The following is a 12693-nucleotide window of genomic DNA, read 5'->3' on the forward strand; positions in this document are numbered from 1 at the left end:
GTCTCGCCGCCCAACCGCACCGCCCAGCCTCGCCACACAGCCTCGCCGACCGCCCAGCGCCCGGTACCGCCGGAATGTGTTCCAGGAGACCGATTCCCTTGTTCCGCCTCAGTTCTCTCACTCTCGCCGCCTTCGCGATCGGGATCAGTGAGTTCGTCCTCGTCGGGCTGGTGCCCACCATTGCCGCCGATACCGGGGTTGCGCTCGGGACCGCCGGGCTCCTCATCACCGTCTACGCGCTCTCCGTCACCTTCCTCTCTCCCCTGCTCACCACGCTCCTCAGCCGCTTCGACTCGCGCTGGATGCTGGCCGGGCTGATGGTCGTGTTCGCGCTCGGCAATACGCTCGTCGCCGTTGCCGGGGGGTTTGCCGGGCTGGTCGTGGGGCGGGTGCTGTCCGGGGCGGCGCACGGGTCGGTGTTCGCGCTCGGGACGCCGGTCGCTGCTGCCGTCGTGCCGCCGGAGCGGGCTGCCCGGGCGATTTCGCTCATGTTTCTCGGGCTCACCGTTGCGATGGTGCTCGGGGTTCCGATCGGCACGGTCGTCGGTACCGCGCTCGGGTGGCGGATGACGTTCGGCATCGTCGCCGCGCTCGGGGTGCTCGCGGCCGTCGCGATCACCGTGCTGATTCCGTCCACCCGGCAGGGCGAATCGGTCCGGCTGCGCGACCAGCTCGCCCTGCTCGCCGACCGTCCGGTCGCGTTCACCTACCTCGTGACCGCGCTCGGGTTCGGCTCGACCTTCGCCGTACTCACCTTCCTCGAACCGCTCCTCACCGAGCACGCCGGCTTCGGGACCGACGGCGTCACCGGCATTCTGTTCCTCTTCGGCGCCGCCACCGTGATCGGGAACCTCGCCGGCGGCGTTCTGTCCGACCGGATCGGCACCGCACGCGTGGTCCGCATCGCACTCACCGGGCTCATCGTGTGTTTCGCGGCAATTCTCTTCACCGCGAGCACCGCCGTCGGGATCACCGTCACCGTCTTCGTCTGGGGCGTTTTCACCTTCCTGATTTCCCCTTCCGCGCAAACGCACACGGTACGATTGGTCAGCAGCAGAGGCCCCGGCGCGACGAAAGCGGCAAGCGGCCTGAACGCGGCTGCCTTCAACGCCGGGATCGCCCTCGCGTCGTGGATCGGCGGGCTACTCGTCGAAGGTCCCGGCGTCCTCAGCACCCCGTGGGCCGCCATCACGCTCGTCCTGCTCGCCTTGGCCGCCAGTACTCAGATCACCCGCCGGGAATCCAGCCCCGCAGCTCAAGGCGTGGCAAGCAAAAGCGCGTGATCGGACCGGAAAGTCCGTTCCCCGGCAAGGCGAAGCAAGCGCACACCAGCCGCAGCCGGACGACGCAGGGTATCGCAGAATTCGCCGCGGCCGCGGACCACCTCCGCTAGGGACAACCCGCCACCAGCTCGCCAAGTCGCGCTCGCGCCGTCGTGATCACCGCGGTCACCGTCGCCGAGGTGCGGCGGCCCGCTCTGGTCACGGCGACCAGCTGGCGGCGCAGCGGTGGCGCGAACGGGACGGCGTCGAGTTTTCCGGCGGCCAGGTCGTCGCGGATGAACGTGTACGGCAGGGCCGAGCAGTATTCGCCGCGGAGCACCAGATCCTTGATGGCGTGGATCGAGTCGATTTCCAGTACCGGGCCGCTGTCCGGGGGCAGGCGGTCGCGGACCAGGTGGTGGAAACCCGGGGTCAGCGCGAGCGGCAGGGAGCGGAGGCCGTCGTCCGGGACTGACGTGCGCAGGCGGTCCGGGAGGGTGCCGGGGGCGGCGGCCAGCAGCATCCCGTCCGTGGCCAGGTCGGTGACGCTGAGGCGCCGCATTTCGTCGAGCGGCGGCGAACGCGTGAAGATTCCCGCGTCCAGGCGGCCGAGGTCGAGCCATTCGCACAGGAACATCGGCAGGGCTTCGACGATGTCGATGCGCAGCTGGGGATGCTCGGCCGCGAACCTCGCTTTCACGTGCCCGGCCAGCGCGGGCACGAGCGACGGGGAGAGGCCGATGGTGACTGTGCCGGCCAGCTCGGCGGCGGCTTTCCGCACCGCGGGCCCGATGTCCTCGACGTAACCCAGCAGGAACCGCGACATCTCCTCCAAGCGCCGGCCCGCCTCGGTGGGCCGGATACCGTCCGGGACCCGCAGCAGGAGTTCCACGCCCAATTCGTGTTCGAGTGCCTGGATCTGCTTGCTCAGCGCCGGCTGGCCGAGGTGGAGCTTGCGGGCCGCGCGGCTGAAGCTGCCCTCGCGCACGATCGCCACGAAATACCGGAGCTGCCTGATCTCCATGCCCACCGCCACTCCGCTCGCCGACCGGGAAATGGTACGCATCCGCTACCCATTCCGGCAAGGAATATGTGGTATCGAAAATCGGTATTGGGAGCAGCGCGTTTTCGGTTGCTAGGCTCCGCCCGAGATCTTTCGCGGAAGTCCCGGTGCCGATTACGAGAGGAATCCGTCCATGAGCGAGGCCGTCCTCGATGCGCTGCTGCGTCCCGCCGAAGACCGGCTGGTCCTGCTGAAAGGCGGCACCGTGCTGTCGATGGACGACGCGGTGGGCGATCTCGCGACCGGTGACGTGCTCATCGACGGCGACCGGATCGCCGAAATCGCGCCCTCGATTTCGGCGCCTGCGGCCACCGTGGTCGACGCACGGGACCGGATCGTGCTTCCCGGTTTCTGCGATCCGCACATCCATTGCTGGGAAGGCGCACTCGGCCGGATCATCCCGGAGAACGTCCCGCAGAGCACCGGCGACCCGATCGCGGGCGCCCCAGTTTCCAGCCGCAGTTACATGCACTCCGCACACCGGCTGTTCGCGCCCGCGTTCCGCCCGGCCGACATCTACGCCGGCACCCTCCTGACCTTGCTCAATGCCCTCGACGGCGGCATCACGACCGTGGTCGACAACATGCACAACGCCCGCTCGCCCGAGCATTCCGACGCGGCCGTCACGGCGATGTTCGACGCGGGTCTGCGGGGAGTGCACGCGGTGGGGCAGCCCCGTTCCGGCGGGTGGGCCGAAACGTTCCCGGCCGACGTTTATCGGTTGCGGGACCGCTATTTCTCCAGCGAAGACCAGCTGTGCTCGATGCGGTTGTACGCCGTCGGCAGCGACGATCTCACCGGCCTTTTCCCCATCCGGAAAGACCTCGATCTCTGGTTTTCCTTCGACAGCCACATCGACCAGCAGCCGCTGCAGCAATGGTACGAAGAGGGCCATTTCGACGGCCGCGAAGCCATCAACCACGGCAATTTCCTCTCCCCCGGACAACGGCAGCTGGTGGTCGACCACGGGGCACAGGTCAACGTGTGCCCGCGGATCGAATCGCAATTCCGGTACGGGCGAATTCCGTACACCGAATGGGTCGAACAAGGCCTGCGGCCGGGAATCAGCAATGACAACCCGATGACGTACGGCATCGACATGTTCAGCGAAATGCGGGCGCTGTACCTGCTGCAGCGCGTGGACGCGCACCGGTACGGCGCGGAATCGGCCACGCTGCGGCGGATTCTCCAGTCCGCCACACAGAAGGGCGCGGACAACTGCGGGGTCGGCGCCATCACCGGGTCGCTCACCCCGGGCAAGAAGGCCGACATCGTTCTTCTCGACACCGGCCGCACGCAGCTTTTCCCGCGCAACAACGTGCTGTGCACGGTCGTCCAAGCGGCCGACATCGGTTGCGTGGACAGCGTTTTCGTCGACGGCAAGCCGGTGAAATGGGGCGGCCGGCTGGTCGGCGTCGATTTCGAGCAGGTCCGCACACTCGTGCAGGAATCGCACGACCATCTCGTCCGCACCGTCGGCTGGCCGCACGACGCCGTCGACTTCGACGATTGACCAACCCTCGAAAGGCATGTTGATGGCATTCACGTTCCGCCGGGTCGTCACGGGTCACGATTCTTCCGGAAAGGCTGTCGTCCGATCCGACGACCTCGTCGATTCGGAGCCGCGGTTACCCGGGTACGAGGCCAAAGTGGTGTGGTGCACCAGCCGGTTCCCGCCGAGCAATGACGAGGAAACGTTCGACGACGGCACTCCGGGCCCGAAAGGCAGCCGCGTGCTTTTCCGGGTCGCCGAAATGCAGCCCGGCGAATCCGCGGTCCCGAACATGCACCGCACCGAAACGCAGGACGTCGCCGTCGTGATTTCCGGGGAACTGGACATGGTGCTCGACAGCGGCGAGGTGGTGGAACGCCTTGCCGCGGGAGACATCGTGGTCCAGCGGGGGACAATGCATTCCTGGGTCGCGCGGGGGGAAGAACCGTTGCGGGTGCTGTTCGTTTTGATGGATGCCGCGCCGGTGCGGATCGGCGGCGAGGCCCTCCCCGAGGATCTGTCGGTTTTCGGCGGGCGGCTTTCGCCGATGCCCCGCACTTCCTGAGCTGTCCCCTCCGAAGGAAGCTGGTGCCATGACGCAATCTTTTCCACCCGATCGCCAGGCGAAGCGGAACATCCGCCTGGGCTCACTGGGTGCGGCGCTGGAATACTACGACTTCGTCGCCTATCTTTACGTTTCGACCCTGATCAGTACGGCATTCTTCCCTTCCGGCACGTCGGAAACCGTGCGGCTGGTCGAAACGCTCGCGATCTATTCGATCGGGTTCGCGATCCGGCCGATCGCCGGAATCCTCATCGCCCGCATTGCCGACCGCGTCGGCCGTAAGCGGCTGTTCGTCCTCACCGTGGTGGTGATGTCGGTGGCGACGCTGGCGATCGGCGTGCTGCCCACGTACGACCAGGTCGGCTGGCTGGCCCCGGTGCTGCTCATCGTAATGCGGATCGCCCAGGGCTGCGCGGTCGGCGGCGAACTGCCTGCGGCCGCCGTCTTCGTCACGGAACACGCGCGCCGCGACGGCGTGGCCCGGGCGGGTGCGCTCCAGCAAATGATGGCGTACGGCGGCTTTCTCCTCGGCGCCGCAGCGGCATTCCTGTCCGGCCTCGTGGTGACACATCTGACGCCGGATATGCCTTCACTCGCCTGGCGGCTGCCATTCCTCGCGGGTGGTTTGCTCGGCCTCGTCTCGGCGTACCTTCGCCGCAAACTCGACGAGACCCCGACCTTCACTCAGGAAACCCGGCGCCGTCCTTCCGCACCCGTTCGCGAGGTGCTCCGGAATCACCGCAAACCTGCATTGTTCGCCGCATTGATGGTCGTCGCTCTGACGCTTACCAATGGCACCTATTTCACGTACTGGCCCACGTATCTGCAAGCGTCCGTGCATTTACCGGCGAAAACCGCATTGGGGGCAAGCCTGATCGCCATTGCGGGTGCCATGATCTCGATGCCGTTCTGGGGCCGGGTCGCCGACAAGTACGGCTGGCGCCGGGAACTGCTGTGGGCAGCGGCATCCACCGCGGCGGCAAGCCTGCTGCTCCTCGCCGTACTGCCCACGCTGCCGGCAGGATCCGCGCTCGCGATCTGGATCCAGCTGCCCGCCGCACTCGCGGCCGGCGGAATCGTTTCGGCAGTCCCCGGCCTCGTCTCGGCGATCTTCCCGACCGAAGTGCGGCAGACCGGATATGCGGTTTCGTACAATCTGGTGGTGGCGTTGCTCGGCGGTTTCCTGAACCTGATCCTGGTGTGGCTCGTGGCGAGTTTCGGCCTTTCGTCCCCGATGTACGTCGTCCTCGTCGCGTGTGCGCTCACCCTGGCCGCCGCCCTTGCCGTGGTGCGGATTCCGGTGTACCTCGGCCGTGGTTCGGGTGCGGCGAAGAACGACGCCATGGCCGATCACCTGCAGATCCCCTGAGGAGAAACCGAGCTCATGCGTTTCGTGACCTACGCAGCCGAGCCGGCGGACGCGACCGACCGGGTCGGCGTGCTCGACGGCGACCGGATCCACGCCCTCCCGCCGGGCACCACCCTGCGCGGCCTGCTCGGCGACGACGGCGAACGCCTGCATGCCGCGGGCGAGCAGGCGCTGCGCGATCCGCACGAGGTCGTCGCGCTGGCCGGAACCCGGCTGCGGGCCCCGATCCCCGACCCGCCCACGGTGCGCGATTTCATGACGTTCGAACAGCACGTCGAGGGGGCGATCAAGCTCGCCGGGCCGGACGTCGGGGTTCCGGAACGCTGGTACGCCGCGCCCGCGTTCTACTTCACCAACCCGTACGCCGTGCTCGGCCCGCACGACGACGTGCCGGTGCCGCCCGGGAGCACGCTGTTCGACCTGGAACTCGAGGTCGCCGCGGTGATCGGGCTCGGCGGCCGCGACGTGTCCGGAGCGGACGCGGAACGGCACATCGCCGGGTACTGCCTGCTCAACGACTGGTCGGCGCGCGACCTGCAGTTCGCCGAGATGGAGGTACGGCTCGGCCCGGCCAAGGGAAAGGACACGTCCCTCACCCTCGGCCCGATGCTCGTCACACCGGACGAGCTGGCGCCGTATCGCAGCGGCACCGCCTTCGACCTGGAAATGACCGCCGCGATCAACGACGAGGTGATCGGCACCGACCGCTGGAACTCGATGCATTTCTCGTACGCGGACATGATCGAATATGCCAGCCGGGGCACCGAAATCCGCCCGGGTGACATCCTGGGCTCCGGCACCAGCGGCGGCGGCTGCCTGGCGGAACTGTGGGGCCGCAAGGGATTGGATGCACATCCGCCGCTGCGGCCTGGTGACACTGTGACGATCTCGGTGGAGCAGCTGGGGAGTGTCACCTCGCGGATTGTCGAGTATCCGGCCCGGTGATCAGGCCGTCGGTGCTTCCCAGGCGAATCCGTCCGGATCGGTGAAGGCACCGGCATCGCTGCCGATCACGAGCCGGTGCGAGCCGGTGCCTTCCGGGGGAACACCGGCGGTCTTGGCCAGTGCGCTGCGTTTGTTGAGGGTCAGCGCGATGGGGCCGGTGGCGAACTCGACGTACCGGCTGCCGTAGCTCTTCGCCACGGTCAGGCCGCGGTCGGCGTAGAACTTCTTGCTCGCGGCCACCTCCGCAACGCCCAGCTGGAGCACGATCGAGTCGATCTGCCGGGTCGCGGGGCCGGTGTTCTTCTTCGCCGACGACGCGACCGTCCAGATCGTGCCGTCCGGGGCCTGGACCGCGCCGCCGTAGCCCCACAGCGACTTTGCCGCCGGTTTGAGCACTGTCGCACCGGCGTCGCGGGCGCTGTCGATCAGGCTGTCGGCGGTCGCGGGCTGGGATACGACGAGGGACATGGTGAACCCGCGGAAGCCGGTCGACGGCTCGTCCGAGGCACGTACGCGCACCTGGTTGCCCGTCCCGAAGGCAGCCGCGTAGAACGCCTCGGCTGCCGCGGCGTCGGCAGCCTCGATGGTGACGAATTCGATGGCCGGCATGGCGGTCATCGTAATGGGCTTCGCCGGGATGCGCCCCGTGCTCGACTACGATGTCGGGGTGACGAGCGAGGGGGACGCGGTGACGACGGTGCTGGTGCAGGTGGCGGGCGACGAGGACCTCGACGGGGAAACGCGCCGGCTGCGGCGGGCCCTGCTGGAGCTGGACGTCGAGGACGTGGTCCTGCCCGCGGCCACCGCGCCGGACGGGGCGAAGGGCACCGGGACCGACATCGGGGCGATGGTCGTCAGCCTCGGCGGTTCGGCGGTGCTGACGTCGCTGGTCACCGGGGTCTGCCAGGTACTGCGGGCGTGGGTCACGCGGGACAAGGACCGCCGGGTGGTGATCAAGGTCGGGGACCGCGAACTGGAGCTGACCGGCGGGAACGCCGAGGAGCAGGCGCGAGCGATCGAGGCCTTCCGGAAGTCGGTGGAGGACTGAGCGGTGGGGGTCCGCGACGCACTGCTGATCGCCACCGGGGCTTATCGCAGTGAACGGCTCGCCGAGCTGCGGTCACCGGCGGCCGACGTCCTCGAACTCGCCGACGTGCTCGAGGATCCGGCCATCGGCTGGTTCCGCACGAAGAAGGTCGTCGACGCGCCTGCGCACCAGGCGACGCGCGCGATCGAGGAGTTCTTCCGCCGCCGTGGTACCGACGACCTGCTGGTGCTGCACATTTCCTGCCACGGCGTGAAAGACGACGACGGCCAGCTGTATTTCGCCTCCGCGGACACCGATCCGGACCTGCTGGCGTCCACGTCCATTCCGGCCGGTTTCCTGCATGCGCAAATGGGCCGGTGCCGGGCGAAATCGATTGTCCTGATGCTGGATTGCTGTTTCAGCGGCGCATTCCTGCCCGGGATGAAAGCCGCCGCGCGGGTGGATGCGAAAGAGCAGCTGGCCGGGTACGGCCGGGCCGTGCTGATGGCCACCGGCCGCACGGAATACGCGTGGGAAGGGAGCCGGTTCCGGGAAATCGAGGCGACCCCTTCGCGGTTCACCGAGGCGATCATTCACGGCCTGCGCACCGGTGAAGCGGATCGCGACGGGGACGGCAAGGTGGCCGTCGACGAGCTGTACGAGCACGTTTACGAACGCCTGCGCGACCTCGGGGTCCGGCAGACGCCGCAATGGTCGTCGGAATTGGTGCACCGCGTTTTCCTGGCCAACCGCGCGATTTCCCTGCAGGCCGATCAGGCACCCAAAACCGGGGCACCGCGCCGTCCGCAACGCCGCGCCCGCCGCGGTGAGGATGTGCTGCTGCTGACGGATGTCACGCTCGCGGAAACCATTTCGGGAAAGACGCAGACGCTCGCGGTGGAAATCCCGGTCGCCTGCGAGGAATGCGACGGACTGGGCACGTCGGCGGAATCCGAGGTGGAACGGTGCCCGGATTGCTCCGGCAGCGGCCTCCGGGGCGACGATGATTGCGAGAACTGCGCGGGATTCGGGACGAAAATCGGTAATCCGTGCCCGCAGTGCGCAGGTGCCGGACGCGTCACGCGGCGGCGCGACCTCACCGCCCGGATTCCCCCCGGGGTCAAGGGCGGCATGCGGATCCGGCTGTCCGAACAGGGCGAGGTAGGCCCCGGCGGCGGCCCGGCGGGCGACCTGTACCTGGAGGTCAACGAGCTGCCCGACGAACGCTTCGAGCGCCGGCGGCACGACCTCCACTGCACGACCACGGTCCCGGCCGCGATCGCCAAGGCGGGCGGGATCATCGACCTGGAGACGCTGGACGGGGTGAAGAAGGTCCGGATCCCGGCCGGGGTCAAGGCGGGGGCGAAGGTACGGCTCCCCGGGTTCGGGTGCCCACGCCTGCATGCGTCGGGCAAGACCGATGGACGGGGCGATCTCATCGTCACCGTGGAGATCGGCAAACGCTAGGGCCGAATCACCCGCCTCGACGTGGCCAGCTCGGCAAGCACCTCAGGTAGCGGGTCGATCCCGATCCCCGGCCCCACCGGGATCGTGGTGCGGCCGGCTGCGGTCGTGATGGGTTCGGTGAGGTCCTGGTGGTAGTACCGCGACGACGCCGAAATGTCCGACGGCAGGGTGAACCCCGGCAACCCGGCCAGGGCGAGGTTCGCGGCGCGGCCGATGCCCGTTTCCAGCATTCCACCTGCCCACACCGGGATTCCCGCCGCCGTGCACACGTCGTGGATTCGGCGGGCTTCGAGATACCCGCCCACCCGGCCGGGTTTGATGTTCACGATCGAACAGGCGCCGGTGCGGATGGCCTCGTACGCGGCTTGCGCCGACACGATCGACTCGTCCAGGCAGATCGGCGTGCGGACCACCTGTGCCAGCACCGCGTGCCCGGCGACGTCCTCCTCGGGGAGTGGCTGTTCGAGCAGCAGCAGGTCGAAGGCGTCGAGGCGGGCGAGGTGGCGGGCGTCGGCGCGGTGGTAGGCCGAGTTGGCGTCCACCTGCAGGAGGATGTCGTCGCCGAAACGTTCCCGCACGGCGGCGACCGGGGCGACGTCCCAGCCGGGTTCGATTTTCAGTTTGATCCGGGCGTACCCCTCGTCGAGATAGCCCGCGACCGCGTCGAGCAATTCCGGAATGGAGTCCTGAATACCCACCGAAACACCGGAAACGACGTCCGCCGCCGTCGCACCCAGGTACTGGCTCAGCGGCATTCCGGCGGCCCGCAGTTCGGCGTCCAGAATCGCGGTTTCCACTGCGGCCTTGGCCATCCGGTGTCCGCGTACTGGGTCGAGCAAGGGTCCGACAGTGGCACCGGTCACCGATCCGGCAGCGAAGAGCCGGGGCAGCAAATGGTCTTCGATCACCTGCTGAGCGCCGTCGAGATATTCGGCGGAATACAGCGGGCCGTCCATTGCCACGCATTCCGCCCAGCCGGTCGCATCGGCCGTTTCGACCCGGACGAGCAGCACGTCACGCTCCGTCTCGGTGGCGAACGACGTCCGGAACGGGGCCACCAGCGGCATCGTCACCCGGATCAGCTCCACCGCGTCGATCTTCATCACGCCTCCGTTCCGTTCGGCGGGGTAAGTACGCACCAGCCGGTGCGCGTCATGCCGGTCCAGCGATACCCGGCGGCCAGCCGGGGGGCCATCGTCTCGCGCAGGGCGACGCGCCAGGCCAGCGCGTGCCGGGCCGGGAACTCCGCGGGGATCCGCAGCCGGACCGCGCCGTCGCCGTCGCCGTCGCCGATCCGTTGTGGCGCACCGTTTTCGTCGACGTCCAGGATCGGCTCGGCGGTGCCGGGCACGGACGGGCGGGCGCGGTCGAGGTCCCAGCGCAGCAGCACGCGATCGGTCGGTACGCCCGCGTTGAGGGCATCGTCGATCGGGCCGTAGTGGTCGACCAGATAAGCGTGCCCGTACGCGCCGAGCCGGTCGATGTTGAACACCGCATTGCGCCGCTGCAGCGGGTCGAACGTCCAGCTCATCCGCGTGATCCCGCGGCGGAGGCACCAGTCCCGCTGATGGTGTTTCACCGTCCGCCCGACCCCTCGGCCGTGCCAGGCCGGATGCACGCCGACCAGGTGCGAATGCAGGACGGCCGGGTCGTCGGCGGACCGGAACCCGACCGCGCCGGCGACCAGCTCGGGTCCGGCGTATGCCCCGAGCACCATCCCGCCGCCGTCGCTCAGCGCGCGCAGCAGGTCCAGCGGCACGAGGGCCTCGCGGGCACCCCAGGTCAGCCGGAAGAGGCCGGTCAGCTGCTCGAGCCGGGCGAACTCGGTGAGGTCACGGACCTCGAGCCGGGGGTCGGTCATGTGCTCAGCATGCCTGGCGTCCGCCGTCAGCGATTGGCGCTGACAACAATCATGGCAGGCTCATTTTGACGAATTCCACAAAAGCACCCGCAACTGCAGCTGAGCCAGCAGCAACGCGTCCGCGTCACCGAAGTCCAGCCCAGACACTTCACGGATTCTGCGGAGCCGGTACCGCATCGTGTTGGGGTGGATGTGCAACGCGGCGGCCGCGGCCTCCGTCGACGACGCGGCGTCCAGGTAGGCCGTGAGGGTTTCGGTCAGCAGACCATCCGGGCCGTCGTGGGCGCGCAGGCGGTCCAGGGCGCCGGTGCGATCCGGGAGGCCCAGCGATTCCGTCACGTCGGCCAACTGCAGCAACAGCACCGACAACGCGAGATCCGAAACGGTCTGCACGGACGGCCCCGAGGAAGCCGGGTGGCGCAGCGCGCGGAGGGCAGCATCCGTCTGGGCGCGGACTTCGGCGATCTGCCGCAGCGAACCCGCCGGACCGCCGACGGTCACCACGAAATCCCCGGCCAACGGCGTGCGGCCGAGGAAATCGCGCGCCAAAGACACCGTCGCGGACAACGGCGTCGCATGCTCTCGCGGCCAGGCCACCAAGGCGTACACCGCGCCGGTACCAGCCACCGCCGCCGAACGCGGGTGCACGGCGGCCAGGAAATACTCCAAGGTGTCGGCAAAGCGATGCAGTTCACCGGCGGTCCCCCGAGGTGCCGCAGCCAGCACGCACACCGGACCGCTGCCGAGCTGCAACCGGCTCGCCTCGACGCGGTCCGCGGACCCGCCGAGAACCGCGGCGGCCAGTTCCCCGCGCTGCCGCCGGGCGTAGCTGGTTTCGATCCGCGACCCGGCGAGCCGCAACGCGACCAGCGACGCGAATTCCCGCAGCCGCGCCGTTCGCACCTCGTCGAGCGGTTCGGGAACCACCGCCCAGACGTAGCCGAGCACGTCCGCACCGGCCCGCACCGCGATCGCCACCCGCGGCAGCTGGTCCGGCTCGGTCGCTTCGAAGTACACCGGATCGGGGGTCGCGTGCAGGCGGGCGAACTCGCCGCGCTCCCGCTGCTCGGCCAGTGTCTGCCGGCCGACCGCCCGGCCCAGGATGGTCTCGATCCGCTCGGCGTCGGTCTGTTCCTGCCCCGCCGACCAGGCGACCAGCGCGGAAAACCGGTCCTCGATCGTCACCGGCGCGCCCAGCGCCTCGTGGATCGCGTTCGCCAGCGTGAACAGCTCGGAACCGCCGTCACCGGACCGGACGCGCGCTCGGGCGTACTCCAGCAACTGCTCCCGGATGGTCGTCGCGACATGCATCCACGATGCGTCCTCGTTGACCTCCAGCACCGTGAGCCGCTCATCCGACACCGGCACCGGCGCCTTCACCGCAAGGACCCGTGCCCCGGCCGACAGCATCTCCGCAGCAAGGCCGCGCAGTTCCACTTCGGTGGTCACGCCGATCGCCAGCACGACGCAGCCCGGCCCGAACTGCGCCGGCGCGCCAGGCGCGTACAGCGCGATCTCGGTCAACGGCTCGTCGGCGCTGTCCCCTTCGCGGACCAGCCGCAACAGCGGTCCGACCTGGGACACCAGCTGTCGTACAGCGGACTCGGTCATCAGCCTCCCATTGTGGTCGGCGTCAATGTTG

The 12693-nt window shown here is 68.8% G+C and carries 12 protein-coding genes; 7 read left to right on the forward strand and 5 right to left on the reverse strand.

Translation table 11 applies throughout. The features are described from left to right. The first annotated feature begins 98 nt into the window (after positions 1-98). Positions 99-1283, forward strand: a complete 1185-nt coding sequence (locus tag OO71_RS16750) for an MFS transporter (protein WP_051791627.1) — start codon at positions 99-101, stop codon at positions 1281-1283. 106 nt (positions 1284-1389) lie between these two features. Here OO71_RS16750 and OO71_RS16755 read toward each other — a convergent pair whose 3' ends face one another. After that, positions 1390-2328, reverse strand: coding sequence for a LysR family transcriptional regulator (locus OO71_RS16755; protein WP_033290674.1), 939 nt, complete (start codon positions 2326-2328; stop codon positions 1390-1392). A 130-nt stretch (positions 2329-2458) separates the two neighbouring features. Between OO71_RS16755 and OO71_RS16760 the strand changes: the two genes are divergently transcribed. From OO71_RS16760 to OO71_RS16775, 4 genes are read left to right on the forward strand one after another with little or no spacing between them, the layout of a single operon-like run. After that, positions 2459-3838, forward strand: a complete 1380-nt coding sequence (locus tag OO71_RS16760; protein ID WP_033290675.1) for an amidohydrolase family protein — start codon at positions 2459-2461, stop codon at positions 3836-3838. A 22-nt stretch (positions 3839-3860) separates the two neighbouring features. Then, positions 3861-4382: a cupin domain-containing protein gene (locus OO71_RS16765; protein WP_084145012.1), complete on the forward strand. Its 522-nt coding sequence runs from the start codon at positions 3861-3863 to the stop codon at positions 4380-4382. A 28-nt stretch (positions 4383-4410) separates the two neighbouring features. Continuing rightward, entirely contained in the window at positions 4411-5751 is a 1341-nt protein-coding gene (locus OO71_RS16770) for an MFS transporter (RefSeq protein ID WP_033290676.1), read from the forward strand. A 15-nt stretch (positions 5752-5766) separates the two neighbouring features. Then, positions 5767-6696, forward strand: coding sequence for a fumarylacetoacetate hydrolase family protein (locus OO71_RS16775; protein WP_033290677.1), 930 nt, complete (start codon positions 5767-5769; stop codon positions 6694-6696). Here OO71_RS16775 and OO71_RS16780 read toward each other — a convergent pair whose 3' ends face one another. Continuing rightward, positions 6697-7305, reverse strand: coding sequence for a VOC family protein (locus tag OO71_RS16780; RefSeq protein ID WP_033290678.1), 609 nt, complete (start codon positions 7303-7305; stop codon positions 6697-6699). It lies immediately after the preceding gene. Between OO71_RS16780 and OO71_RS16785 the strand changes: the two genes are divergently transcribed. Then, positions 7304-7744: a hypothetical protein gene (locus tag OO71_RS16785; protein ID WP_156096329.1), complete on the forward strand. Its 441-nt coding sequence runs from the start codon at positions 7304-7306 to the stop codon at positions 7742-7744. The genes OO71_RS16780 and OO71_RS16785 overlap by 2 nt on opposite strands. Positions 7745-7747: 3 nt before the next feature. Next, positions 7748-9190: a caspase, EACC1-associated type gene (locus tag OO71_RS47475; protein ID WP_051791629.1), complete on the forward strand. Its 1443-nt coding sequence runs from the start codon at positions 7748-7750 to the stop codon at positions 9188-9190. On the opposite strand, the gene menC is transcribed toward OO71_RS47475, so the two are convergent. Genes menC through OO71_RS16810 form a run of 3 tightly spaced genes read right to left on the reverse strand, consistent with a single transcriptional unit; the run spans position 9187 to position 12662 of the window. Next, positions 9187-10293: an o-succinylbenzoate synthase gene (gene menC / locus OO71_RS16800; protein ID WP_033290681.1), complete on the reverse strand. Its 1107-nt coding sequence runs from the start codon at positions 10291-10293 to the stop codon at positions 9187-9189. The genes OO71_RS47475 and menC overlap by 4 nt on opposite strands. Further along, positions 10293-11081: a GNAT family N-acetyltransferase gene (locus OO71_RS16805; RefSeq protein ID WP_281178432.1), complete on the reverse strand. Its 789-nt coding sequence runs from the start codon at positions 11079-11081 to the stop codon at positions 10293-10295. Before OO71_RS16805 ends, menC begins: the two co-directional genes overlap by 1 nt. Positions 11082-11111: 30 nt before the next feature. Continuing rightward, positions 11112-12662 (reverse strand): PucR family transcriptional regulator, encoded by a 1551-nt coding sequence (locus OO71_RS16810; protein ID WP_033290682.1) that lies wholly within the window; start codon positions 12660-12662, stop codon positions 11112-11114. Between the last annotated feature and the right edge of the window lie 31 nt (positions 12663-12693).

The organism is Amycolatopsis jejuensis (assembly GCF_000717335.1).
GTDB classification, from domain to species: Bacteria; Actinomycetota; Actinomycetes; order Mycobacteriales; family Pseudonocardiaceae; genus Amycolatopsis; species Amycolatopsis jejuensis.

Excerpts from the sequence above, each read along its gene's own strand:
- OO71_RS16755 (WP_033290674.1), bottom strand. The coding sequence starts at position 2,328 with ATGCGTACCATTTCCCGGTCGGCGAGCGGAGTGGCGGTGGGCATGGAG.
- OO71_RS16810 (WP_033290682.1), bottom strand. The coding sequence starts at position 12,662 with ATGACCGAGTCCGCTGTACGACAGCTGGTGTCCCAGGTCGGACCGCTG.
- OO71_RS16760 (WP_033290675.1), top strand. The coding sequence starts at position 2,459 with ATGAGCGAGGCCGTCCTCGATGCGCTGCTGCGTCCCGCCGAAGACCGG.
- menC (WP_033290681.1), bottom strand. The coding sequence starts at position 10,293 with ATGAAGATCGACGCGGTGGAGCTGATCCGGGTGACGATGCCGCTGGTG.
- OO71_RS16785 (WP_156096329.1), top strand. The coding sequence starts at position 7,304 with ATGGCGGTCATCGTAATGGGCTTCGCCGGGATGCGCCCCGTGCTCGAC.
- OO71_RS16775 (WP_033290677.1), top strand. The coding sequence starts at position 5,767 with ATGCGTTTCGTGACCTACGCAGCCGAGCCGGCGGACGCGACCGACCGG.
- OO71_RS16765 (WP_084145012.1), top strand. The coding sequence starts at position 3,861 with ATGGCATTCACGTTCCGCCGGGTCGTCACGGGTCACGATTCTTCCGGA.
- OO71_RS16770 (WP_033290676.1), top strand. The coding sequence starts at position 4,411 with ATGACGCAATCTTTTCCACCCGATCGCCAGGCGAAGCGGAACATCCGC.
- OO71_RS16780 (WP_033290678.1), bottom strand. The coding sequence starts at position 7,305 with ATGCCGGCCATCGAATTCGTCACCATCGAGGCTGCCGACGCCGCGGCA.